Below are 20,833 nucleotides of genomic sequence, written 5' to 3' on the forward strand. Positions count from 1 at the left end.
CCCCGGTTCAGCGCGTGATTCAGCGACTGAACAGCCACCGGATGCCGGTGCCCGGCGTGCCCCGCGCCAGTGAACGTCTGCGGGAAACCCCCACATCGGGCGACTTCGGTCGGCTCCGGTGTGGTCATCCAGGGACGCACTTCAGGAGGTACCGCCGTCCCGCTGATCGCGGCGAACCGGAAGGCGGCCAGCCCGGTCTCGGCGTCCACAGGTCCCCACCGCTGGAGGAGATGCGCCGCAGCGGCCAGCCACCTGTGCTTCCAGTGCACCATCGACATACCTGCTATCACCAGCCCATGCCTCACCAGCCACGAAAGATCACGCACGGACCCTAACAAACCGGGAGAAACAAGCGAGGCCAGTGCCGCATTCACGTCACATAACCATCGTCACACCCACCGTATCGACACCAGCAGCCCCTCCAACCTGGGAAACGATCACGCCGCCCTCGGGAAGCGATCTTCAAGCCTCCCTCTACATCCCAGGTCAGACCCACTCGTGAACACCCTACCCAGGTCAAAGGCCCTTTCGGATGATCCGAAGGGGCCTTTGTGATCTTCTGAGTGACATGTTGCAGGGCTAGGCATCCCTGCCGTCGAAGATTCGGTCCATGGCCAGCGTGGGCCGCACAGCTTGGCGATCTCGTCGATGGAGAGACCATTCCAGGTCCTCACCGAACGCGAAGAGAAGAGCAGCGTCGCCATCGCCAGCAACGAGTCCTTCTCTCGCTGGACCCGCACCTTTACCGACCCGCGCCTCTGCGCCGCGATCGTCGAGCGGCTCACCGTCGCCGGCAACATCATCGAGACCGGCACCGACTCCTACCGCCTTGCCCAGACCCGAGCCAGAGCCGAACAAGCCGGCTGACCACACTTGTCGGCGTACACCTCCATGCGCAAAGGCGCGTACAGATAGACGCGCACAGCATGATGGTGTTGTGGTGCCTCTGCCAGGAACGGCGAGGTGAGCTCGACTGTGAGGCTTCTGATCTGCGAGGGATTCAGCGGCGAGGGATGGCGCTGGGGCTGGAAGCCCTCGTGAAGCTCATGTCCATCCAGTGCCGCCAGTTCGAGCCGTTGTCAGTGCGCTCCCATTCAGCCGTCATGGAGTCGCCGTCTTCGGCGATCACCAGCGTCGCCCGCTCCGTCTCACCGGCGAACGTCCAGACGCCCTCGTCGTCGACGCTTGCCCGCATGGTGACGAAGTTGCCGTGATTGTCGAAGGAGCGCATGGGGTAGGTCCGGCTCGCTGGATCGTAGGGCCCGATCATCTCGATGACCTCGACGTGCTCCTCATTCATGCGCACGTCCACACGGTGAATGAGGAAGTGCTCGCCCGCCAGCCACTCGTAGGTGTCCGACCCGGCGATGCGGATCGCCGGGTCGATCGCGGTGGCCGCTATACGCCCCTGCGAACGCCAACGGCCAACCAGCGCATTCAGGCGCTGGTTCTCCCGTCGCGGGGCATGGGTGCTGTCGTCTCCTGACATGGGGGATCCTCGCCATCGATAGAGTGTAAGATGTTGCTTAAACACTTACATGCTGTCCCGGCAGTGCGCAAACGAAGGCGGTGGCCCATGGACGACGCGCTTCGCGCTGTGGCGGACCCGACCCGCCGCGCCATCCTCGTCCTGGTGCGGGATCGCGAGGTATCGGCAGGCGAGATCGCCGAGCGCTTTCCCGAAATCAGTCGCCCTGCGGTATCCCAGCATCTGCGAACGCTGGCAGCAGCCCGTCTCGTCGACGTCCGCCGCGCAGGCAATCGCCGCTTCTATCGGCTACGTCCGGAGGGGCTGGCCGAGGCGGTGACGTTCCTGGAGACAATGTGGTCCACCTCGCTCAGCCGCCTCCAGCACGAAGCCGAGCGAGAAGAACGCGCGCACACTGGTGACCAGGACGTGAAGGGATCGTTGTGAGCAGGACGATTGAGCAGACGTTGCACATCCGTGCGCGTCCCGAGACGGTCTGGCGGTTCTTCACCGACCCGGCACGCCTGGCCCAATGGTGGGGAACGGCCGAGCTGGACGCCCGCCCCGGTGGCACCTTGCAGGTTGCGATGCACGAGGGCCCACGCCCGGTGATGCGCGGACGGTTCGTGGAGCTCGTGCCGTACGAACGTCTCGTCTTCACCTTCGGCTGGGAGGCCACACCGGGAGCGCCCGACATGGCACCAGAGGCATCCCGAGTCGAAGTCACCCTGACCCCGGACGGTGATGGCACCGAGCTCACCCTGCGCCACAGTGGTCTGCCGACCGTACTCGAAGAGGAGACCAACGATGGCTGGGCGCACCTGCTCCATCGTCTGGGCGAAACAGCAGAACGCCCGGAACTCCGCTGAACCTGGTCGAACATACGCGTACGTCGCACCCGTGCTGCCGCCTCACGAACCCTGGCCGCCGTCAAGGCCACATCACCGCCACCGGCCAACCGTCCTCGGGCTGTGCACGTTTACGCGTGCTTGCCTCCGCAGCGGGAGGTGTACGCCGACAACACACACAGCGTCACGAGAGCCATGTCCCAGACCCACGGGCATGGCTCTCATTTTCACTGACACTCCAAAGCAGTTGATCAGCAAGTGGCTCTCAAACCGACCGACACATGGCTCTCGGGTCCACCTTCATAGCCATGCGCATCCGGCGCATACCGGCCGGCGTCGATGACGCCGTGATCAAGCAGAGAAGGCACTCGACGGAAGCCGTCGTCATTCGCTGGGCCTTTGGTTGCGGATTGCCCGTGATCATCGCCCTGGGGTTCGTGACCGTCGAGCTTCACCTGGTAGCTCGTGCGGACGTCTATTGCGCCGGTGATTGCAGTCGCGTCGTCCGGTAGGCATCTTCTCGCCCTGGCAGCCTCGCCACCACCGCTGATGCCCGGCCATGCTCCTGAGCCGGTTACCGCATGGCACGATCACGCACTGTCATCGGACGTCGTCATAAACGGCCACTGTCAGCGTTCCGGGGCGCCGCAGGTATTCGGGGATGGACGTCTCCAGCCGGACCCTGATCGTTGTCGTCTTCTCACTGCGCGGCCGTTTGCCCAGGTAAAGGTACCCGCCTCCGGGTGGCGGGAGGGAGCAGTCGCCGAAGTCCTTCAGGCGCCCGTTCACCCACAGCTTCCGGCTGAGCCGCTCGGCGAGGCCGTCCCCGCAGGAGGTGACGATGGCCAGGCCGTGGCCCCTGTTCGGCACGGTGAGCGTCACCTCACGGGTGCCGGGCCAGGTGGCGCTGCCCTTGGCGACCAGGCTGAGGTCCTTCCCGATCTTCGCGAGCGGCTCGACCGGAGGCGAGGCGGTCCTCATCGTGGCCGGCGGCGTCCACTCGTACACGCCGAACCGCCATTTCCCCGGAAGCGTCATCCCAGGGTAGGTCGTGACGGAGAATCTCACCGTCCGAGTCCCGGCGGGGAAGAGCTGCGTGTCGACCGCTTTGCCCTGCTCGCACGAGTTCATCAGTGACAGCGTGAAGTCCTTGTTCAGGCCCGGCACCCGCACGCTGACGCGCGGTGGCCCCGCTTTGGGATGCGGGCAGTCAGGCAGGATGGCCACCGGCTTGCCGCTCACCTTCACCTGGAATGTCGTCGATTCCTCGCGTGATGGGTCGAAGGCCGCAGTGGCGAGCCTGCGGTAGACAGTGCCGTCGGACTCCTCGTACTGGATCGGGAACTTCTCGGTCACTGTCGCGGTGGTCGGATGATCGACTTGCTCCGGCCCGCGCAGGTTGACGATCGTTCCCACGGTGACGACCGCGACGGCGAAAGTGACAGCGACGGCCGACAACCGGCGCCGCCGCGCGCCGCGCGTCCTGGCCCGCAGTGAGTGCCACGGGATCGAGCGGTCGAGCGCAGGGCTGCTGCGCTCGACCAGCAGGTCGCGGAGTTCTCCCTGGTCGATATGCATGGCGCTACCCCCTCCTGTCGTACGCGAATGACTCGTCCACCCGAAGCTTGGCCAGCGCCCTGCTTGCCTGACTTTTGACCGTCCCGACGCTGCAGCCGAGCGTCGAAGCGGTCTGGACCTCGGTCAGGTCCTCGAAGAACCGAAGCACGACGACGGCCCGTTGCCGGGCAGGCAAGCGGCCGAGCGCCTGCCAGACCAGTTCGCGATCGTCGGCCTGTCCCATGTGGTCGGCCGCCTGCGCCTGGTCGGGCGGCGACTCGCTGGTCAGCTCGGCCCGTCTCCAGCGGCGCCGCCACCAGGAGACGTGCAGGTTCACAATGATCTTGCGGACGTACGCCTCACGCTCGTCGCCCAGGCGCGGCCAGGCCTGCCACGCCTTCAGCAGCGCCGTCTGCACCAGGTCCTCGGCCGCTCCCCAGTCACGGGCGAGCAGGTAGGCGGTGCGGAGCAGCCGGTGCCACGACGCCTCGACGAACGCGTCGTACTCCGATCTATCCGCCATGTACGGTCCTTCCTCAGGCGACAGTCACCCGTCCTTACGCCGCCGGAAGAACTGAAGGTTGCTCGGGCTCAAGAACCTGTCTTCTTTCACACTTCTGCAGTTGGTGATCGTTCTCAGCACCAACGGTTGTCCGCCGGCTGGAACAGGCACATCCATACATAACGGTCCGCATGCCCGACGCAGCACGCTGAACCCTGGAAGCTCCACCTGTGGGCGGCAATGGCATCGCCGGCCCCGAAGACTGCAAGAGCCCTTCAGGGCCTCGGCGTCGACGGTGATCAACCAGTGGCGGATGCCCGTGAACACTCGAGCCTCTTGTGACAAGACACAGATGACATTCGAAGGGGGTCCAGTGCCGAAAATAGATCATCTATGGTGACGCACACGTCACCGCTGGTGGTGGACTCCGAGATCATCACAAGTTCCCTCGATGATCCGGAGCAATTCGCCGCCCTGTTCGACCGCTACGCCGCGACGCTCTACAGGTACATCTCCTTCCGCCTCGGCCCAGTACTCGCCGAGGACCTCGTCGGAGAGACGTTCCTGATCGCTTTCCGCAGGCGCGACGCGTACGACATCTCCTATCGCGATGCCCGGCCCTGGCTGCTGGGCATCGCGACCAAGCTCATCACCGGCCACCGCCGGACCGAGGTCAGCCGCTACCGTGCGCTGAAGCGGCAGAGCCCGGCCCAGCCCGTCGAGGGACCGGAAGAGGCGATCACTCGTGATCTGACCGCCCAAGGGTCGCGGACCGTCCTGCTGAACGCGCTTGCAGTGCTGTCGCGAGGCGACCGGGACGTGCTGCTCCTGGTCGCCTGGAGCGACATGACGTACGAGGAAGCGGCGCGCGCGCTCGGCATCCCGGTCGGCACGGTCAAGTCGCGGCTCAATCGGGCCCGGCGCAAGGTCCGCCACACCCTGGGTGGAGTCAACCCGTTGGAGGCGCAAGATCATGGATGAATTGAAGACGCTCATCAAGGAACTGGAGTATGAGCCGCCCCACTCCCTGGCTCGGCAACGCCTCCGGCTCGCTCAGGAGACGACTGCGGCACCGCGCGATCGGCGTTGGAGGAGGCTGCTTCCGTTCGGTCGGCACACTCGGCTGGAACGGCCGCTCCTGAGCGGGCGGCGGCTCGCGATGGGCGCAGCTGTGGCGGCGGCCGTCGCGGTGGGCGTGGCCGTGCCTTCCTTGCTCGGTTCCGCCAAGCCGGCGTACGCGCTGACGAAGAACCAGGACGGGTCGATCAACCTCAAGATCTACGATTTCCGGGACCCCGAGCATCTCGAGAGGGAACTGGCAGATTGGGGTGTGTCGGCTGACATCATCTACCTGCCCCTCGGCAAGCGCTGCGGAAACAACCGGGCCCCCTTCCTCAAGGGCGACAACTTCGGCTTGACTGAGGAGGAGCTGTCGAGCAGTGATGCCGCCGCGCAGGCCAGGCTTCGGGAGAGACTGCAGAAGTCGATCTCTTACCAGGCAATTCGCCCGCAAGATGGCATCACCATCTACCCCCGCCACATCAAGCCGGGCCAGATCGCGATGATCGAGGTCATGGAGAATCCGGTCAAGCCCACGGTGGAGAGTCCCGGGGTTGCCTGGCAGTTCAGTGGACGGCTGACGACCGGGCCCATTGAGCCGTGCAAGGTCGTGGCGGACCCCTCGGCCAACGACATCGGCGACGCCACACCACCACCCGGCAGTTGATCCGCACCTCGCGCCGTGGGGCGGACGACCTGGCCAAACAGGAACTGCACTGACTCCGCCCCACTGGTCAGGCCTGGGTCGGGAAACGATCAGCGGCTGTCCGGGAAGCGATCCTACGGGCCCCGCTTCTACCGTGCCTACTCGTGAACGCCCCTCAGGTGGAAGGCCGCTTCTGAGTGATCGGGAGCGGCCTTCAGCGTTACTGAGTGACTATCCGGTTGAATGCGAAGATGATCAATCGGTCTGAGATCGAGTTCAGCTATGGGCCTCCCAAGAACGGATGGGCCGTCGTCACCGTAGGTCAGGGCGACAGACAAACCCGGATGGTCGTGTCCTACCTGACTGACGCCCTCGGAGACCTCTTACGCAGCCTGGTGGAGGTCACTCAGGGCCATGACAGTCGTTTTTCGTGGGACAGCGAGCCCACGGAATACCGATGGATCTTCACCCGTGAGGATGACGCACTAAAGGTGCGCATCCTGTCCTTCTACAACCGGATGAGGCCTGAGCCGTTGGAATCCTGGCTCAGAGATCACTGACCCAGGTCGAAGATACGATCCATTGCCTTCTGCCACCGTCCAGGGCGGAACGAGCGGCGGGCGTTGCGGGCGTCCCGTTCGGTGCCGACTCTGGAGGAGAACACGAGGTCGTTGTCCTGCCGGTGGTGTGCCGTCGAGGTTGACGTGTGGCCAGGTGAGCGCTCGCAGTTCCTCTGTGCGTACGCCGAGCAAGGGTGACGGGACGATGTACGTGCCCTTGGGGATCTCGCACAGGAGTGGCGTTCCTGGAGGGCCCGGAAGCCGCCCTTTGTAACCAGACGGTTTGTCTGTCTACATCGCCAGGAGTCGGCAGACTTGGGAGCATGGAGATACTTCCTGGGGCAGGTGTGCCCCTGGTCAAGATCGGAGATCGGCGAGCCGAGGTTGAGGGCCGGATCGGTGGCCCGGTGCATGACCGGAGCAGTAAGAACGTCTACGACACCGCCCCCATGCTGATCATCCACTACGCCCCGGACGACAGAGTCGAACTGGTGGAGATCGGCTACTCCGGCTCCGGCGGTGAGGAGGTGTTCTTCGACGGCGTGCAGCTGACCTACCGGTTCATGGATGAGGTGGTTTCCGATCTGGCCGCGAAGGGCTACACGAGCACACCTTCTGACATCGGATTCACCTTCCACGCGGGCTTCTCGGTGTGGTCGATGGGATCTCTGTGGGCTCGTGACCTGGACCCTGAAGCTGACGAGGCGGACGAACGCTCAATCGTCGAAGGGGTGTCGGTCGCCCCGTACTCGTATTGGGACGAGGGCTGAGCGGGCTGTAAGGGCAGGGGTTCGACCAGACGGCGGCAGGCAACTCCCTGCGCGCGGGCACGCACACGGGTGGTTACTCGACCAGCCGTCCCGTTGTCTTCTTTCCGTCCATGGGTACGGCCAGGCAGTACACGGTCCGGTAACGAGGCCAGTCCTCCAAGGCCGGCCCAAGCCACGCGATGCCGATCTCATCCCTTTTCGACTTTTTGATGCGCATTCTGGGAAGACATCCGTTCTCCGCAAGTCGCGTCATGTCCGCACTTGGATACGGCCCCTGGGGGAGGACGTATGTGGTGGCGAACTCGGCCGAGTGCGGCACGCGGCAGGGGACGACGGTCACCAGGGACGTCTGGGGAAGGGGTTCGATGCAGTCGCCGGGTCGTAACTCGGTGGCGTAAAACCGTTGCGTGCCGGGAACGGTGCTCTGCTGCAGTGGAGTCTGCGGGGCGGCGGCGGGTTCCGGCTGAGCGGACTCGGATGACGCCACCGGCACCGGGGTAGCTGCGCAGCCGGCGAGCGAGATGGCTAAGCAGCATGCGATCAGTGATGTGCGAACCATGGCATAAGGGTGGCAGCTTCGGATCACCTCGGATCCCGGACCGGTTAGGAGATGATGATCGGAACTGACGTCGTTCCATGACTCATCCAGCGGCCAGAATCGGCATGAGTTCTGGCACTCTGTCGATGACCCGCAGGAAGGCAAGCCTCACGGGCCGCCGGCATACGCGTGACAGCCGCCAATGAGCTGGTTGGCCACCACCCTCGCCATCGCCCCGTGGACGCCGAAGTCCCCATCCTCTGTCGCAGGAGTGAACTCCTTGTGAAAACCTCACCGGGAAGACGCAGGTGAGAAGGGGCTTCGGAGCAATCCAGAGGCCCTTTTCCCATGTCCGGAAGTCGGACCACCCGGCTCGCAGAAAAGGCGGGATCGAGATGTAAGAAAGCCGTCGTCCGGACCACATGTTCCATGAACGACGTGCGTCCCCGACCGAAGGAACCGGCTTGCCCAACCCCCACGAGCGCTTCACCGCGCTCTACAACACCTGCCAAGCGCGGGTGTACGGCTATGCGGTGACTCGAGCCGGACACCAGCTCGCGGAGGAAGTGGTCAGCGAGACCTTCCTCGTCGCCTGGCGACGACTTGACGACATCCCCGACCACGCGCAGTTGCAGTGGCTCTTCCGCGTCGCCCGGAACATCCTGCGTGACAACTTCCGGCAGGACGCCCGCCGTGCGTCTTTGGAGGCCGACCTGCGCACGTGGGTGGAGAAGGCCGTCGCCGACGTGGGTGAAGACGCCACCGAACGACTCACCGTTCTCCGCGCGCTCGCCACCCTGTCCGACGACGACAAGGAGATTCTGACTCTCACCACGTGGCACGGCCTGTCCGCCGCGCAAGCGGCCGAGGTGCTGGGCTGTACGAAGGCCACCTTCTTCGTCCGGCTGCATCGTGCACGCCGTCGGCTGCAATCGGCGATCGACACCGCGGGTACCAGCCCGTCCCCCAAGCCCGTGATCTTCCCTGGAGGGAAACTTCGATGAGCCGCAAGCCCGACGCGATGCGACTGCTCGCCATGGCCCGTCCGGACTCGTTGGATCGCGGATCCCGCCTTTCCGCCGACGACCTGCTGAGCAAGGCCGCCGACGACCTGCTGAGCGACGCCGGCGACGAGCCGCGAACCAGGCCGGCAGGCAGGCTGTCACGGCCGAGATCGAACATCATGACCGCCATTCGCATCGCCGCCGTCGCGACGGCCGCCACGGTCGTGACGGTCACGCTGACGCGGAGCACGGACACCGGGCCCACGACGTCTCAACCCGTATCCGCCCGTACGGTCCTGCTTGCCGCCGCGGATCGGATCGAGACCGCCGACGCGGCGACGGGCCGCTACTGGCACAGTTCCGGCCAGAGCATGGCAGTGGGAGCGGAAGAGCGCGCACCCACGGGCATGACACCCAAGATGGTCAGATATCAGGTGACCTGTACGCATGAGGTCTGGATGGCCAAGTCGGCGCGGGAGCCGAGCTGGGGCCTGGTCACCGCTCAGTCAGGCAAGCCGCTTTCCCCGGCCGATGAGGTGATCTGGCGAGAACAGGGGGCGTACCGGCTCGGCGCCTGTGAGGGACCAGGCGTTCCCAGCATCGGCGGCATGGCGCCGCGACCGCCGTTCGCCTTCCGGCTGGACGACCAGCAGAATCCCGAAGTCTCCTATCCTGCGGTCGGTCCCGTACACGTCACGATCGAACAGGTCATGGGCTTGCCGGCGGACCCGGTGCGGCTGAAGGAAGTTCTGCAAGGGCGGGCTTGGCGAGGTGGTTACCCGGCCACCGAGGAGCTTCTCTACAGCCAGGCCACCAGCCTGCTCTCCGAACTGCCGACGACTCCTCAGGTACGCGCCGCGCTCTACCGCATGCTCGCGGGTCTGACGAGCGTCAAGAACATCGGGACCACCACCGATCCCCTGGGCCGGGCGGGGAACGGCATCGAACTCGACGGGACCAGGCAGATCATCATCGAGGAGTCCTCAGGCCGGCTGCTGGCCGTACAGGAACGATCTCCCGACCGTACGGGAACGCTCACCTCGTGGACCGCTCTGACCGCATCCGGCTGGACGGACGCACGCCCGAAGCTGCCCACCAGGATCGTGCCTGTCAACTGATGTGCGCGGCGGCCGCCAGGTCGCCGCGCCCCGGAGGAGGACGGGGGTCAGGGGACGGGCTGCCCGTCGTCGCGGGGGAAGAAGGGCAGTTCGATGTGGACGCGGTCGGCGGCGGTGAGGATCTTCTCCGCGTCGTCGACCGGCGGGTGGATCGCCTGGTTGATCCGTATCTTGATCTCCTTGCCCTCAGGGCCCGTGGCCATCACCCTCCGGTCCCAGCCCCGGGTGAAGATCCCGCCGGCGTCGCCCAGGTCCAGGCAGGTGACGTACGGACCAGGGGTGAACTCGCGCAGCGGCACGCCGAGCAGGTCGGCCGCGGCGGTGTCCCCGGCGACGAACACCTCGGGAAGGGCGCGCAGCCACCGATCCACCGGTGTCCGGCCGAGGTGGTCGAGCTCGTCGCTGATCTGCCGGGTGAGCTCGCTGGCCCGCATCCCCACCGACCAGACCCACCGCGTCCGCCTCGACCTTGGTGCCGTCGGACAGGACGGCGTGCCCTTCGCCGACCTCGGTCACCGTCGTGCCGAGCCGGTGTTCGACGCCCAGCTCGTCCAGTGCGGCTTCGATCTCCGCACGCGGGCCCGGGCCGAGCTGGTTCGCGAGCACCCGCGACCGGTCCACCAGCAGCACCCGGCCCCGGGCAGGTCGTGGGGCCGGACGAGCCGGCTGCCGGCCGCCAGCACCAGGCGGTCGTAGCCGATCTCCTCGCCGTCGGCCACCACCGTGCGGCGGTCGGTGTCGATCGTGCTCACCGAGGCCCGCAGGTGCCTGACGCCGATCGGCCCGAGGATCCTGCGCAGCTCCACCTTGGCCAGGTCCGGTTCCGGCTCGTACAGGCGTGGGCGAAGTACCAGGTGGTCGTTCGGCGCGATGAGCGTGATGCGCAGGTCCGTGTCCCCGGCCGCCCGCTCGCGTGCCAGCGCCGCGCCCGCGGCGCTCCACACGCCCGCGAAACCGCCTCCGATGATCACAACGTGTGCCATTGGTTCGTCCTCTCAACCTCCCCTGGGATCAGGGGGCGGCAGGGAGACAAGACAGCGGGCTCAGGTGTGACCGATGTGCGCGAACTTCTCCGGATTGGCCAGTCTCCGCCACGTCGTGATCCGCCCGTCGACGATCTCCAGGGTGTCGAGCCAGACCAGCTGGCCACCGCGGTAGGTCGCCAGGGCCGGCTGCCCGTTCACCTCGATGATCTGGAACGCGTCGGGACGCCTGATCTCGATCTGCCTGACCGCCAGCAGGGCGATCGGCGCGGCGCCGTGGACCGGCCTGCGCGCGGCGGTCACCTTGCCGCCGCCGTCGGCGACATAGACGGCCTCGGGATGCAGCAGTTCGACGAGCTCGGCCAGGTTCCCCGCGTCGGCGGCCGCCTTGAACGCCTTGAGCAGGCGTTCGGTATCGGCCCTGGACGCCCGGTCGTGCAGCACCAGCGCGACGCGCTCGGCCGGGGAGAGCGTCTCCATGACCACCAGCATCGCGGTGCTCACCGACTCGTCCATGAGCACCTGAGCGGCGGCGTCGGGCCCGGTCAGCAGCGGTTCGGGCAGCCAGGGCCCGACGTAGGACTCCCGCCGGACACGCGCCGACTTGAGCACGTTGTACGCCCCCCGCGCGGCCAGGGTCACCAGCCAGGCCCGCAGATCACGTACCTCGGACAGGTCGGCGGCGGCGGCGCGCAACCAGACTTCCTGCACCACGTCCTCGGCCTCGGCCACACTGCCGAGGATCCGGTAGGCCGCCCCGAAGACGGCGGGGCGATGTGCCTGCCAGTCGGCCTCCGCGAACGCGTCGGTCGGCGCCACCCTCGGCCTCCTGCCCTTCTCGGATCAGTGCTCGACCGCCGATCCTAGGCGGCCCGGCGTCACCCGGGCCGCCGCGGCCTGCGCCGGAACTGATTTGACCCTTACGTCGCGTCAGGCAGCACGCTGAACGCATGACCGACTACTACGAGGCGTTCGAGATCAGCCCTGTCCCTCCGCCCGGGCCCGACGCGACGCCACCTGAGATCTACCGCGGCATTTACGGCATGCCGATGTTCGTCACCGTGCCGACGCCGGACCTGGCCGAGTCCGTGAACTTCTGGACCAAGGGGCTCGGCTTCATCGACCTGTTCACGGTACCGGGGCAGGTCACGCATGTTCGACGGTGGGCGTTCCAGGACGCTCTGCTCGTCCCGGTCGATGCCCTGCCGGCTCCCGCGACGGTGACCATCGGCTTCAGTTGTGTGCTGAGCCAGGTCGACGAGATCGCGCGGGCGTGCACCGCGCTGGTGCCCGGATGTACGACGGGACCGCGGAAGACTCCGTGGAACACCGTGGAACTGGAAGTGATCACGCCGGAGAACGCCCGTGTGATCATGACCGCGGCCCGTCCCTTCGACCCCGACAGCGCCGAGGCGCGCCACCTCGAGGAGAACGGCTACCTGCTCCCGCAGGGGGGTGAAACCGCCTAGGTCAGACGTGCATGTAAGACTCGACGGCGTGACCAGCACCGCGATGGACGATGCCGCGGAGCCCGGCGGACTGACCGTCGGGGCCGTGGCGTCGCACGTGGGGGTCACCGTCCGCACCCTCCATCATTGGGACGCGATCGGGCTCGTCCGGCCGTCGGGGCGGACCGCCGGGGGGTACCGGCTCTACTCCGCGGCCGACGTCGCACGTATCCACCGGGTGCTCATCTACCGCGAGCTCGGTCTGCCGCTCGACGACATCGGCGAACTTCTCGATGCTCCGACGGTCGACGTGACCGTACCGCTGAGGCAACAGCGGGCCCAGCTCCTCGATCGCATCTCCCGCCTGCGGTCGATGGTCGACGCGGTCGATCGCATGATCGAAGCCGCCCGCGCCGGCATTCTGCTCTCCGCGGAGGAACAGGTCGAGATCTTCGGGCAGCGCTGGAAGCCGTCACTGGCCGCGGGCGCACGTGACCGCTGGGGCGAGACGGCCCAATGGGCACAGTACGCCGAGCGCGCCGCCGGCATGACCCCCGAGGACTGGAGGCAGGTCGCCCACAACGTCGAGACGCTTGAGCAGGACCTGGCGGCAGCCAAGCGCGCCGGGGGCAGGCCGGGCAGTGCCGGAGCCAACGCCCTGGCGGAACGGCACAGGGCCTCCATCGACGCGTACTTCGACTGCAGCCTTTCCATGCACGTCTGCATGGGGAGGATGCTCGCCGCCGATCCCGGATTCACGGCGTACTACGACGCGATCGAGCCAGGTCTGGCCGTCTGGCTCCGCGACATCATCGACGCCAACGCCCGCGATCGCGGCATCGACCCGGAATCGGCGACCTGGACCTGACGTACTCGCGTTCGTCGTCCCAGCCGTCACGGAAGGCGTGGCGTGTAGGGCTCCAGGGTGGTGAGGTCGATGTCCGCGTCGGGCCAGCGGCGGCGTAGCGCTTCAGCCAGGCGCTGACACAGGACGGCCAGGTGCGGCAGGGCGTGCTGCTCGCGGGCGGTGGACGCGGCGGCCTCCAAGGTGGAGACGAGCTGCGCACGGCTGCCATCACCCGCGGCACGCCCGTCCAACGTCTCCAGACGCCAGAGGCGCGCGTACGGCCGGAGCTCTGGCGCTGGTCGCGTTCGTACGGCTTCAGGCCCGGGTCAAGGGGCCGCTGCTTCCGCTGCGGGTCGTGCTGGACCGTGCTCGCGGCGGTTCGTACCTGGCGGTGTTCCTGCTGGCGGATTCCTCCCGCTGACCGCCGGTCTCGTGATCGGCGTACGGGCGTGAGCCCGAACACCGCCGGGGACGCCTCCCGCAGACCTCGCCGCCGCACGCCAAGGACTGTGCCGCAGTCACTCGGCAGACGGCTCGCCGAGGCGGCACAGCTCTTCGTGGACCATCCGGCGTACCGCTTGGGGCGTGAAGTTGTCCGGGTAGGCCGCTGTCTGGAGCGTCAGGCCGTCCATGAACACGTGCAGTCGCACGGCCTGTCCCTCCAGCCCGGCGTCGCCGAACTCCTGCCCTATACGGGTGGGGAGCGGCAGGCTGTGGCGGAAGGCGACCGCCAGGCGGCAGATGTGGCGTTCGCCCGCCCAGCCCGCGCGGCGTTGCTCCGCCATCGACTCATCCATGCGTGAACGCACCAGGCACGCCAGCCATACGTCCACCTCGACGCGGCGGTCGTCGTCGAGCGGAAGCATCTCTTCGAGGATGAGCTGGGCACGCCGCATGCCCGGCAGCTCCGCGTCGAGGTGGCCGGTGATGCGCTTGGTGACACTTCTGGCGACCGCCTCGGCCGCGAAGCTGAGCAGGCCGCGCTGATTGTCGAAGTAGTGGCGCAGTCCGCCGACCGAGATGCCCGCCGCTTCGGCGACCCTGCGGACCGTGGCCCCTTCGATCCCCTCCCGGCTGATGATCTCCCACACGACCCGGACCAGTTCCTCGCGCCGCTGCTCATGGTCCACGACTTTGGGCATGAGGGTTATTACAGCACACTTGTACGGTTTCCTATACAGTACAAGCGTGCGAAATAAACCAGGTAGTCCAGCCTTAGGTCTGAGCGTCCTGCTCGCCGGCCTGGCCCTGATCGCCGCATCGGTACTGTGGCTGGTACTGAACGGCGCCACCGACATCCGCTACTCGGCCGATCACGCCGGCACCATCCCCATGTGGCACCGCTGGATCCCGGCCCTCGCCGGGCTGGTGCTCATCCGGCTGCTGCCGCCCAGGGCGACACCTGTCGACGCCACACCGGCAGGCCGTGGGGTTCGCCTCCAGGCCGTCGTCCTCCTGGGGTCGGCCGTGGTCTTCGCCGTGGCGCTACGGTTGGCGGGCGGCGGCGAACCGGCCCACACGCTGCTGAAACTCGGCCTGCTGCTCGCCGTGCCCGTACTGCTGTTCTGGTGGTCACGGCGCGATTCCGCAGCACGGGACCTTTTCCGCGAACGGCCCGCGGCCTGGCGTCACTACGGCCCCATCGCACCGGTGGCCCTCTGGCTGGCTCTCACCTTCGCGGGCCCGCTGGCCGAGCCGCCCAGCGACTACGCCGCGAGCGTCGATCCCGTCACGCTCCTGGTCACCGTCGTCGTGGTGTTCCTCGTCAACAGCCTGCTCGAAGAGGTCTTCTACCGGCGTTGGTTGCAGACCCGATGGGAGCGCGTCCTCGGCCGGTGGCCCGCCATCGTGTTGGCCTCCCTGCTCTGGGCGGCCTGGCACATCGGCATCCAGGGCACGGGGAGCCTTCCCGCGGATCTCGCCTCGGCATTCGCCAACCAGGGCGTGCAGGGGTTGTTCCTCGGCTACCTGTGGAGCCGGTACCGGCAGATGTGGCCCATCCTCGTGGTCCACGGCGCCATGAACGCCGCCCCCATCCTGCTGGGGATGTTCTGACGCCGGCCGCCGCAATCCGTACATCGTGGGTCCCGATATCGGGCAAGATCACCCCATGCGCCTGACTCGCCAGCCCCTCGCGCTGTCCTTCAGCGGAGCCGTCGGACTCGCCTCGCTCCTGACGCTCTTCGAGGCGAGCACTCCGGGCCTGTCCTTCTGGGTATTGGGGTTGGCGCTGTACTGGCTGGTGCTGGCCGTCGCCTGGGCGTGGCTGTCGGGCCGGTGGGCGGGGTCGTCCTGGAGGTTCGTCCCGCTTGCCCTGGTGGTGGGGACCGTGCTGCTGGTGGCGGTCGATGCGCCCCTTCATGCACGTTTCGCCCTGTCGGAGCCGAGCATGGAGCGGTACGCCCGGTCGGTGCGCAGCGACCACGCCGGCCATCGATGGTGGGGCCTTTACCGGGTGGACGACGTGGAGAAGATCCACGGGGGAGCGCGGTTCATGGTCACATCGCTCACGTTGGACTGGAAGAGCTACGGCTTCGCCTACAGCCCGGGTCGGGCGCCGGACCCCGCAGAAGGAAGGTACGAACACTTCACGGGCCCTTGGTACATCTGGACCGACGGCCCCTGAACCCCGCACTCGCTCCCATCCCCACTCGAACCTTAGGAAGCGTCCGTGTCACGTCGTCACCGTTCGGCCCTGCCCGCCCTGCTCGTCACCGGCCTGTACGGCGCCGCGCTGACCGTCGCCCTCCTCGTCACCCTGATCTCCGGGGACCTCGGCCCGCTGTGGTGGCTGACGCTGTTCACGACCGTGAGCGAAGGCGTCGCGGTGACCGGGCTGAACCTGCTCCTCCTGGTCCTGGCCGGGCTGTCGTGGGCGTGGGGGATCTGGCAGGTCCTGCGCGGGCCGCTGACGGGGCCGCCGCCTGAGCAGGACCGGGACACCCGGCGGTTGCGCGTGGCGCTCTACGCCGCGACGGCCACGACATGGCTGCTCCACGTCACCGAGTCGTGGGTCCCGGCGGACACGACCGTGTTCGACTCCGCGGTGATGTGCGTGGTCGTCCTGCTGTTCATGCGGGTGCTGGGCCGCGACCGGCAGTACATGCGGGGCGCGGGCGTGCTGGGGTACGGCGGATTCACCGTCATCGGCGTGCTCGACCTCGCCGGCTGGACCGTCCCGGACGGGGTGGAGCTGATCTGCGGCCTGGCCGGACTGGCCTGGACGGCGCTGGTCCTGCGCGCCCAGTGGGACGACGACCGCTGGGGTACGGCGACCGTCGCGTACGGCATCGCCGCCCTGGTGGTGCCGATCCTGCTGATGCTGGCGGCATTGCCGTTCGTGGACGAGGGGTGGGCCGTCGAGGCGCTCGGTGTGGTCTCAAGCGTCCTGATCATGATCTGGCTGGCCCGCACCGCGCACGACCTCGCCGCCCCGAGTGACCGACCCGCCGTCCGGACCACGTCGGCGGCATGAGCCGCCGAGCGGCAGCGCGCGTCGTTTTGGCAAGGTACGCACGGGTACGCACGTCATGAAATCGCAGCTCATCCCGGGGGTGTGAACGACGGATCAGTGCTCATCGCGGTCCACGAAGGAACCCGTTGCCTGCCCGGCCTTCGCGGCCGTCCGGAGCTGACCGTCATCTCCGCCGAACGAGCCAAGGAGCACCGCGTGGGAGAGCAGCCGTACCTGCAGATCGAGATCCTGGACCCGCCGGCCATCGAGGACCTGATCGGCAAGGTGGAGAACGTCGCCGCCCAGCCCGGCGCCGCCGACCGCGTCAGGGAGTGGCGCAACGAGCACGGCACCGAGCGCGCCACGCCGCTGGCCCGGTCGTTCGTCGTCGTCGGTCCGACGCTGATGTTCCTGCACCCGTGTCCGGACGGTGTCGTCCTGCCGTTCGCGGCTTACCCCGACGGGACGGTGAAGGTCTACACCGACCCGGAACACGCCGGTCTGAGCTTCTACCGGGACGGTGATCCCGCGTAGCCGCCCCGACGCCGCCCCTCCTGCCTCGGGGTGTTAGTTCGGTGCCACCTTTTCGGAGGCTCGGCCTTACTTCGGCGCTATAGCTACGCTGAGTAACTGATCGCTACTTTCAGTAATCGGCGGTCGACGGGCGGTGAGCCCGCTCGGCCGCCCGTTCCCCCCGATGCGATCAGGAGGCATTCGTATGCGCAAGATGACCACTGTGGTGCTGGCCGGCCTCGCGACCGGCGTCCTCGGCATGGGCGGGGCCGTCGCCGCCTATGCCGCCCTGGGTGGCGCCCAGGGCCCCGGCGTCCGTGCCGCCGCCGTCGTCAACGCCAATGGCAGCGTGGTCCGTTCGAAGGGGGTCACCGGCGTCCGGAAGCTCTCCACCGGCCAGTACTGCATCGAGCTCGACTCCGACTACGACGCCGCGCGCAGCGTGCCGGTCGCCACCAAGCGCTGGGGCGCCCCTTGGGGCTCGACCGTGTTCGTCGACGCCGACACCACCGCCTGCGGCAGCGCCGACCGCCACGTCTTCGTCGCCGGCGGCAACAACGGCGCCAACGCCGACCTGCCCTTCCACGTGATCGTGCCCTGAGCCCACGAGTTCCAGCCGACGTCAGGAGTACCGCATGCGATCTCGTCCCAGCTCCGCCGCCGCCCTGCTCATCATGGGGATGGCCGTCGCGCTGATGGCCGCCGCCCTCCCCGTACAGGCCGCCACCGGCCAGGTGGTCGTCTTCTCGACCGAGTTCCAGCCGCTGGACGTCTACGACAACCCCACCCGCTGCACCAAGCTGCCCCTGGCCGCGCACACGCTGAACAACCAGACCGACGGCGACGTCACGCTGTACGGCGACCCCCTGTGCATGAGGGCGGTCGTCACCGTCCGGCCCGGTCACGGCTCACACGTCCCGCCCATGTCCGGCAGCTTCCGCGCCTGACAACCCGTCCGGCCGCGTTCCGAAAGCCACGCCTCCCGGGGAGGGGCGTGGCGGGATCCGGACGGGAGGAGGTATGGTCGGGGACATGCCGATCTCCGCTCGCCTCGCCGCCGGGTGCCGCCCGCGTGGCTGCCGGGCGCCCGCGCGGCGGGTCCACGGCCGGCGGGTCCGCTACACGATCGGCTCCGACCCCGGTCAGGTCAACGGCATGCGATGGCTTCGCGCGCCGCGTACGGCACAGGGCCTCTAGCAACAGCTCACGTTTCCGCCTCTGTGACCCGGGCGTTCTCCGGCACCGTTCCACGATCGGCCTCAGGCCGTCCGGACGCGTGCCGTCGTCCGGACACAAGGAGCGCGGGAGGGCGGCCCGGCCGGTTGCGCGGCAGACGCGACCCTGACCACCACTAGCCGGACGCCCGGGGCGCTCGCCCCCGGCGCAGGAGCTGTCGCATGCCCACCCAACACTTCATCCCGGCCCCTCGGGGCCACGCACCCGATCCCGAAGGCTACTTCGGCGCGTACGGCGGCGCCTTCGTCCCCGAGGCCCTCGTCGCCGCCGTGGACGAGGTAGCCGCCGCATACGCCCAGGCCGGCGTGGACCCCCGGTTCATCGACGAACTCGGGACCCTGCTCGCCCACTACACCGGCCGGCCGACCCCGCTCACCGAAGTGCCGCGGTTCGCCCGGCACGCCGGTGACGCCCGGGTGCTGCTCAAACGAGAAGACCTCAACCACACCGGCTCGCACAAGATCACGAACGCGCTCGGCCAGGCCCTCCTCGCCCGGCGCATGGGCAAGACGCGCGTGATCGCCGAGACGGGCGCCGGTTCGCACGGTGTCGCCACCGCCACCGCGTGCGCCCTGTTCGGCCTCGAATGCGTCATCTACATGGGCGAGGTCGACATGCGGCGTCAGGCGCCCAACGTCGCCCGTATGCGGATGCTCGGCGCGCGGATCATTCCCGTCACCACGGGCGCCCGTACCCTCAAGGACGCCATCAACGAGGCGTTCCGCGACTGGGTCGCCAACACCGGGACCACCCACTACCTGTTCGGCACCGCCGCGGGCCCGCACCCCTTCCCGGCGATGGTCCGCGACTTCCAGCGCGTCATCGGCGTCGAGGCCCGCCGCCAGACACTGGAACGCACCGGCCGCCTGCCCGACGCCGCCGTCGCCTGCGTCGGCGGGGGATCCAACGCCCTGGGCCTGTTCCACGCCTTTCTCCCGGACACCGGCGTACGGCTCATCGGCTGCGAAGCCGCCGGGCACGGCATCGGGACGGGCAAGCACGCCGCCACCCTGTCCGGCGGCGAACCCGGCATCCTGCACGGCTCCCGCTCCTTCGTTTTGCAGGACGAAGAAGGCCAGATCACCGAACCTCACTCCATCTCCGCCGGACTCGACTATCCAGGCATCGGCCCCGAGCACGCCCACCTGCACGACCTCGGCCGCGCCGAATACCTGCCCGTCGCCGACGACGAGGCCATGCAGGCGTTCCTGCTGCTGACCCGTACGGAAGGCATCATCCCGGCCATCGAGAGCGCCCACGCCCTGGCCGGAGCTCTCCAGCTCGGCCGCCGGCTCGGCCCGGACGCCCTGATCCTGGTCAACCTCTCCGGCCGCGGCGACAAGGACATGGACACCGCCGCCCGCTACTTCGACCTGTACGACGAGGAGTCACGATGAGCGGCGCCGTCCACCTGCTGGCCGACACCTTCGCCCGCGTCAGCGCCGAGAACCGGGCCGCCCTCGTCGCCTACCTCCCCGCGGGGTTCCCCACGGTCGAGGCCGGCATCGAGGCGGCCGTCACCGTCCTGCGGTCCGGGGCCGACATCCTTGAGATCGGTCTGCCGCACAGCGACCCCGTCCTGGACGGTCCCGTCATCCAGACCGCCGACGACATCGCCCTGCGCGGCGGCCTGAAGATCGCCGACGTCATCCGGACCGTCGAACGGGCCCATGCCGCGACGGGCAAACCCATCCTGGTCATGACGTACTGGAATCCCGTCGCCCGTTACGGCGTCGAACGGTTCGCCGTCGAGCTCGCCGCGGCCGGTGGCGCCGGTTGCATCCTGCCCGACGTGCCCGTCCAGGAGTCGGCGGCCTGGCGCGAACAGGCCGCCGCACACGACCTGGCCACCGTTTTCGTCGTCGCCCCCAGCACCACGGACGAACGGCTCGCGCGCATCACCGCCGCCACCACCGGGTTCGTCTACGCGGCCGCCCTCATGGGCGTCACGGGCACCCGCGACACGGTCGACTCGGCCGCGGCCGGGCTGGTCGGGCGTACCAGGGCGGTCACCGGGCTGCCCGTCTGCGTGGGGATCGGCGTGTCGGGGCCCGACCGGGCCGCGGAGGTCGCCGGTTTCGCCGATGGCGTGATCGTCGGCACGGCCCTCGTCAAGACCCTCCTCGACGCCCCCGACCACACCGCCGGGCTCACGGCCCTGGTCGCTCTCACCACGGAGCTCGCCCGTAGCGTCCGCAGGGAAGGGTAGGCCCGCGCCGCGGCACCCCGGTCCGTAGGGACTGGTGGTGCCGCGGTCGCGCCGGATGCGGGCGATCGCTTGC

Annotated in this window: 29 protein-coding genes; 21 read left to right on the forward strand and 8 right to left on the reverse strand. The window is 68.1% G+C overall.

What is annotated here, in order from left to right:
- The first annotated feature begins 648 nt into the window (after nucleotides 1-648).
- The gene (locus DMB42_RS20155) at nucleotides 649-867 is read left to right on the forward strand and encodes an ATP-binding protein (RefSeq protein ID WP_312024748.1); all 219 of its coding nucleotides are present in this window, start codon (nucleotides 649-651) and stop codon (nucleotides 865-867) included.
- 133 nt (nucleotides 868-1,000) lie between these two features.
- Here the strand turns inward: DMB42_RS20155 and DMB42_RS20160 are convergent, their stop codons facing one another.
- Entirely contained in the window at nucleotides 1,001-1,489 is a 489-nt protein-coding gene (locus DMB42_RS20160) for a DUF1579 family protein (protein ID WP_125636529.1), read from the reverse strand.
- An 87-nt stretch (nucleotides 1,490-1,576) separates the two neighbouring features.
- Between DMB42_RS20160 and DMB42_RS20165 the strand changes: the two genes are divergently transcribed.
- The 3 genes from DMB42_RS20165 to DMB42_RS20175 all read left to right on the forward strand — a co-directional run bounded on the left by DMB42_RS20165 (nucleotide 1,577) and on the right by DMB42_RS20175 (nucleotide 2,828).
- Complete coding sequence (locus DMB42_RS20165; protein WP_125636530.1) at nucleotides 1,577-1,915, forward strand: helix-turn-helix transcriptional regulator; 339 nt, start codon at nucleotides 1,577-1,579, stop codon at nucleotides 1,913-1,915.
- Complete coding sequence (locus tag DMB42_RS20170) at nucleotides 1,912-2,337, forward strand: SRPBCC domain-containing protein (RefSeq protein WP_185844762.1); 426 nt, start codon at nucleotides 1,912-1,914, stop codon at nucleotides 2,335-2,337. The genes DMB42_RS20165 and DMB42_RS20170 overlap by 4 nt, the downstream gene beginning before the upstream one ends.
- Nucleotides 2,338-2,624: 287 nt before the next feature.
- On the forward strand, nucleotides 2,625-2,828 hold the full coding sequence (locus DMB42_RS20175; protein WP_125636532.1) for a hypothetical protein: 204 nt from the start codon (nucleotides 2,625-2,627) through the stop codon (nucleotides 2,826-2,828).
- A gap of 88 nt (nucleotides 2,829-2,916) precedes the next feature.
- On the opposite strand, the gene DMB42_RS20180 is transcribed toward DMB42_RS20175, so the two are convergent.
- Together DMB42_RS20180 and DMB42_RS20185 are read right to left on the reverse strand one after the other, a co-directional pair.
- Entirely contained in the window at nucleotides 2,917-3,894 is a 978-nt protein-coding gene (locus DMB42_RS20180; RefSeq protein ID WP_125636533.1) for a hypothetical protein, read from the reverse strand.
- A gap of 4 nt (nucleotides 3,895-3,898) precedes the next feature.
- Complete coding sequence (locus DMB42_RS20185; RefSeq protein ID WP_125636534.1) at nucleotides 3,899-4,396, reverse strand: SigE family RNA polymerase sigma factor; 498 nt, start codon at nucleotides 4,394-4,396, stop codon at nucleotides 3,899-3,901.
- 372 nt (nucleotides 4,397-4,768) lie between these two features.
- Here DMB42_RS20185 and DMB42_RS20190 point away from each other — a divergent pair, with 372 nt between their 5' ends.
- The 6 genes from DMB42_RS20190 (at nucleotide 4,769) to DMB42_RS20220 (ending at nucleotide 10,070) form a co-directional block, all read left to right on the forward strand.
- Nucleotides 4,769-5,356 (forward strand): RNA polymerase sigma factor, encoded by a 588-nt coding sequence (locus tag DMB42_RS20190; RefSeq protein ID WP_125636535.1) that lies wholly within the window; start codon nucleotides 4,769-4,771, stop codon nucleotides 5,354-5,356.
- A complete protein-coding gene (locus tag DMB42_RS20195) occupies nucleotides 5,349-6,101 on the forward strand; it encodes a hypothetical protein (RefSeq protein ID WP_125636536.1) in 753 nt (250 codons plus the stop codon). The genes DMB42_RS20190 and DMB42_RS20195 overlap by 8 nt, the downstream gene beginning before the upstream one ends.
- A gap of 206 nt (nucleotides 6,102-6,307) precedes the next feature.
- On the forward strand, nucleotides 6,308-6,640 hold the full coding sequence (locus tag DMB42_RS20200; RefSeq protein ID WP_125636537.1) for a hypothetical protein: 333 nt from the start codon (nucleotides 6,308-6,310) through the stop codon (nucleotides 6,638-6,640).
- A gap of 347 nt (nucleotides 6,641-6,987) precedes the next feature.
- Nucleotides 6,988-7,410, forward strand: coding sequence for a hypothetical protein (locus DMB42_RS20210; RefSeq protein WP_221762255.1), 423 nt, complete (start codon nucleotides 6,988-6,990; stop codon nucleotides 7,408-7,410).
- Nucleotides 7,411-8,412: 1,002 nt separating this feature from the next.
- Nucleotides 8,413-8,952, forward strand: coding sequence for an RNA polymerase sigma factor (locus DMB42_RS20215; protein ID WP_260477807.1), 540 nt, complete (start codon nucleotides 8,413-8,415; stop codon nucleotides 8,950-8,952).
- Nucleotides 8,949-10,070 (forward strand): CU044_5270 family protein, encoded by a 1,122-nt coding sequence (locus DMB42_RS20220; protein ID WP_125636540.1) that lies wholly within the window; start codon nucleotides 8,949-8,951, stop codon nucleotides 10,068-10,070. Before DMB42_RS20215 ends, DMB42_RS20220 begins: the two co-directional genes overlap by 4 nt.
- Before the next feature lie 47 nt (nucleotides 10,071-10,117).
- Here DMB42_RS20220 and DMB42_RS54310 read toward each other — a convergent pair whose 3' ends face one another.
- From DMB42_RS54310 to DMB42_RS20230, 3 genes are all read right to left on the reverse strand, one after another.
- A complete protein-coding gene (locus DMB42_RS54310) occupies nucleotides 10,118-10,504 on the reverse strand; it encodes a hypothetical protein (RefSeq protein WP_221762256.1) in 387 nt (128 codons plus the stop codon).
- A gap of 78 nt (nucleotides 10,505-10,582) precedes the next feature.
- Nucleotides 10,583-11,053 (reverse strand): FAD-dependent oxidoreductase, encoded by a 471-nt coding sequence (locus tag DMB42_RS54315; RefSeq protein WP_221762257.1) that lies wholly within the window; start codon nucleotides 11,051-11,053, stop codon nucleotides 10,583-10,585.
- A gap of 60 nt (nucleotides 11,054-11,113) precedes the next feature.
- The gene (locus DMB42_RS20230; protein WP_125636541.1) at nucleotides 11,114-11,872 is read right to left on the reverse strand and encodes a sigma factor; all 759 of its coding nucleotides are present in this window, start codon (nucleotides 11,870-11,872) and stop codon (nucleotides 11,114-11,116) included.
- Between the two features lie 131 nt (nucleotides 11,873-12,003).
- Here DMB42_RS20230 and DMB42_RS20235 point away from each other — a divergent pair, with 131 nt between their 5' ends.
- Both DMB42_RS20235 and DMB42_RS20240 read left to right on the forward strand, forming a co-directional pair.
- A complete protein-coding gene (locus DMB42_RS20235; RefSeq protein ID WP_125636542.1) occupies nucleotides 12,004-12,522 on the forward strand; it encodes a VOC family protein in 519 nt (172 codons plus the stop codon).
- 28 nt (nucleotides 12,523-12,550) lie between these two features.
- A complete protein-coding gene (locus DMB42_RS20240; protein WP_260477808.1) occupies nucleotides 12,551-13,369 on the forward strand; it encodes a MerR family transcriptional regulator in 819 nt (272 codons plus the stop codon).
- A gap of 26 nt (nucleotides 13,370-13,395) precedes the next feature.
- Here DMB42_RS20240 and DMB42_RS20245 read toward each other — a convergent pair whose 3' ends face one another.
- Complete coding sequence (locus tag DMB42_RS20245; RefSeq protein ID WP_125636543.1) at nucleotides 13,396-13,599, reverse strand: hypothetical protein; 204 nt, start codon at nucleotides 13,597-13,599, stop codon at nucleotides 13,396-13,398.
- Between the two features lie 267 nt (nucleotides 13,600-13,866).
- On the reverse strand, nucleotides 13,867-14,490 hold the full coding sequence (locus tag DMB42_RS20250; protein WP_125636544.1) for a TetR/AcrR family transcriptional regulator: 624 nt from the start codon (nucleotides 14,488-14,490) through the stop codon (nucleotides 13,867-13,869).
- A gap of 46 nt (nucleotides 14,491-14,536) precedes the next feature.
- On the opposite strand from DMB42_RS20250, the gene DMB42_RS53300 reads away from it, so the two are divergent.
- From DMB42_RS53300 to trpA, 9 genes are all read left to right on the forward strand, one after another.
- Complete coding sequence (locus DMB42_RS53300) at nucleotides 14,537-15,403, forward strand: CPBP family intramembrane glutamic endopeptidase (protein WP_260477809.1); 867 nt, start codon at nucleotides 14,537-14,539, stop codon at nucleotides 15,401-15,403.
- A gap of 55 nt (nucleotides 15,404-15,458) precedes the next feature.
- On the forward strand, nucleotides 15,459-15,974 hold the full coding sequence (locus DMB42_RS20260; RefSeq protein WP_125636545.1) for a hypothetical protein: 516 nt from the start codon (nucleotides 15,459-15,461) through the stop codon (nucleotides 15,972-15,974).
- A 45-nt stretch (nucleotides 15,975-16,019) separates the two neighbouring features.
- Nucleotides 16,020-16,823, forward strand: coding sequence for a hypothetical protein (locus DMB42_RS20265; RefSeq protein ID WP_125636546.1), 804 nt, complete (start codon nucleotides 16,020-16,022; stop codon nucleotides 16,821-16,823).
- 81 nt (nucleotides 16,824-16,904) lie between these two features.
- On the forward strand, nucleotides 16,905-17,336 hold the full coding sequence (locus DMB42_RS20270; protein WP_125636547.1) for a hypothetical protein: 432 nt from the start codon (nucleotides 16,905-16,907) through the stop codon (nucleotides 17,334-17,336).
- A gap of 184 nt (nucleotides 17,337-17,520) precedes the next feature.
- Nucleotides 17,521-17,916: a hypothetical protein gene (locus tag DMB42_RS20275; RefSeq protein ID WP_125636548.1), complete on the forward strand. Its 396-nt coding sequence runs from the start codon at nucleotides 17,521-17,523 to the stop codon at nucleotides 17,914-17,916.
- A gap of 34 nt (nucleotides 17,917-17,950) precedes the next feature.
- Entirely contained in the window at nucleotides 17,951-18,262 is a 312-nt protein-coding gene (locus DMB42_RS20280) for a hypothetical protein (RefSeq protein WP_221762258.1), read from the forward strand.
- An 85-nt stretch (nucleotides 18,263-18,347) separates the two neighbouring features.
- Nucleotides 18,348-18,512, forward strand: a complete 165-nt coding sequence (gene trpM / locus DMB42_RS53305) for a tryptophan biosynthesis modulator TrpM (protein ID WP_185844764.1) — start codon at nucleotides 18,348-18,350, stop codon at nucleotides 18,510-18,512.
- A gap of 200 nt (nucleotides 18,513-18,712) precedes the next feature.
- Nucleotides 18,713-19,948, forward strand: a complete 1,236-nt coding sequence (gene trpB / locus DMB42_RS20285; protein WP_125636549.1) for a tryptophan synthase subunit beta — start codon at nucleotides 18,713-18,715, stop codon at nucleotides 19,946-19,948.
- Complete coding sequence (trpA, locus tag DMB42_RS20290) at nucleotides 19,945-20,760, forward strand: tryptophan synthase subunit alpha (RefSeq protein ID WP_125636550.1); 816 nt, start codon at nucleotides 19,945-19,947, stop codon at nucleotides 20,758-20,760. Before trpB ends, trpA begins: the two co-directional genes overlap by 4 nt.
- Nucleotides 20,761-20,833: the final 73 nt, after the last annotated feature.

Source organism: Nonomuraea sp. WAC 01424, from assembly GCF_003947315.1.
GTDB lineage: Bacteria > Actinomycetota > Actinomycetes > Streptosporangiales > Streptosporangiaceae > Nonomuraea > Nonomuraea spiralis.

Bases quoted from the DNA above. Each gene is read 5' to 3' on its own strand.
- DMB42_RS20155 (WP_312024748.1), top strand. From the start codon at position 649: ATGGAGAGACCATTCCAGGTCCTCACCGAACGCGAAGAGAAGAGCAGC.
- DMB42_RS20160 (WP_125636529.1), bottom strand. From the start codon at position 1,489: ATGTCAGGAGACGACAGCACCCATGCCCCGCGACGGGAGAACCAGCGC.
- DMB42_RS20165 (WP_125636530.1), top strand. From the start codon at position 1,577: ATGGACGACGCGCTTCGCGCTGTGGCGGACCCGACCCGCCGCGCCATC.
- DMB42_RS20175 (WP_125636532.1), top strand. From the start codon at position 2,625: ATGCGCATCCGGCGCATACCGGCCGGCGTCGATGACGCCGTGATCAAG.
- DMB42_RS20180 (WP_125636533.1), bottom strand. From the start codon at position 3,894: ATGCATATCGACCAGGGAGAACTCCGCGACCTGCTGGTCGAGCGCAGC.
- DMB42_RS20185 (WP_125636534.1), bottom strand. From the start codon at position 4,396: ATGGCGGATAGATCGGAGTACGACGCGTTCGTCGAGGCGTCGTGGCAC.
- DMB42_RS20190 (WP_125636535.1), top strand. From the start codon at position 4,769: ATGGTGACGCACACGTCACCGCTGGTGGTGGACTCCGAGATCATCACA.
- DMB42_RS20195 (WP_125636536.1), top strand. From the start codon at position 5,349: ATGGATGAATTGAAGACGCTCATCAAGGAACTGGAGTATGAGCCGCCC.
- DMB42_RS20220 (WP_125636540.1), top strand. From the start codon at position 8,949: ATGAGCCGCAAGCCCGACGCGATGCGACTGCTCGCCATGGCCCGTCCG.
- DMB42_RS54310 (WP_221762256.1), bottom strand. From the start codon at position 10,504: ATGCGGGCCAGCGAGCTCACCCGGCAGATCAGCGACGAGCTCGACCAC.
- DMB42_RS54315 (WP_221762257.1), bottom strand. From the start codon at position 11,053: ATGGCACACGTTGTGATCATCGGAGGCGGTTTCGCGGGCGTGTGGAGC.
- DMB42_RS20235 (WP_125636542.1), top strand. From the start codon at position 12,004: ATGACCGACTACTACGAGGCGTTCGAGATCAGCCCTGTCCCTCCGCCC.
- DMB42_RS20250 (WP_125636544.1), bottom strand. From the start codon at position 14,490: ATGCCCAAAGTCGTGGACCATGAGCAGCGGCGCGAGGAACTGGTCCGG.
- DMB42_RS20260 (WP_125636545.1), top strand. From the start codon at position 15,459: ATGCGCCTGACTCGCCAGCCCCTCGCGCTGTCCTTCAGCGGAGCCGTC.
- DMB42_RS20275 (WP_125636548.1), top strand. From the start codon at position 17,521: ATGCGCAAGATGACCACTGTGGTGCTGGCCGGCCTCGCGACCGGCGTC.
- DMB42_RS20280 (WP_221762258.1), top strand. From the start codon at position 17,951: ATGCGATCTCGTCCCAGCTCCGCCGCCGCCCTGCTCATCATGGGGATG.
- trpM (WP_185844764.1), top strand. From the start codon at position 18,348: ATGCCGATCTCCGCTCGCCTCGCCGCCGGGTGCCGCCCGCGTGGCTGC.
- trpB (WP_125636549.1), top strand. From the start codon at position 18,713: ATGCCCACCCAACACTTCATCCCGGCCCCTCGGGGCCACGCACCCGAT.
- trpA (WP_125636550.1), top strand. From the start codon at position 19,945: ATGAGCGGCGCCGTCCACCTGCTGGCCGACACCTTCGCCCGCGTCAGC.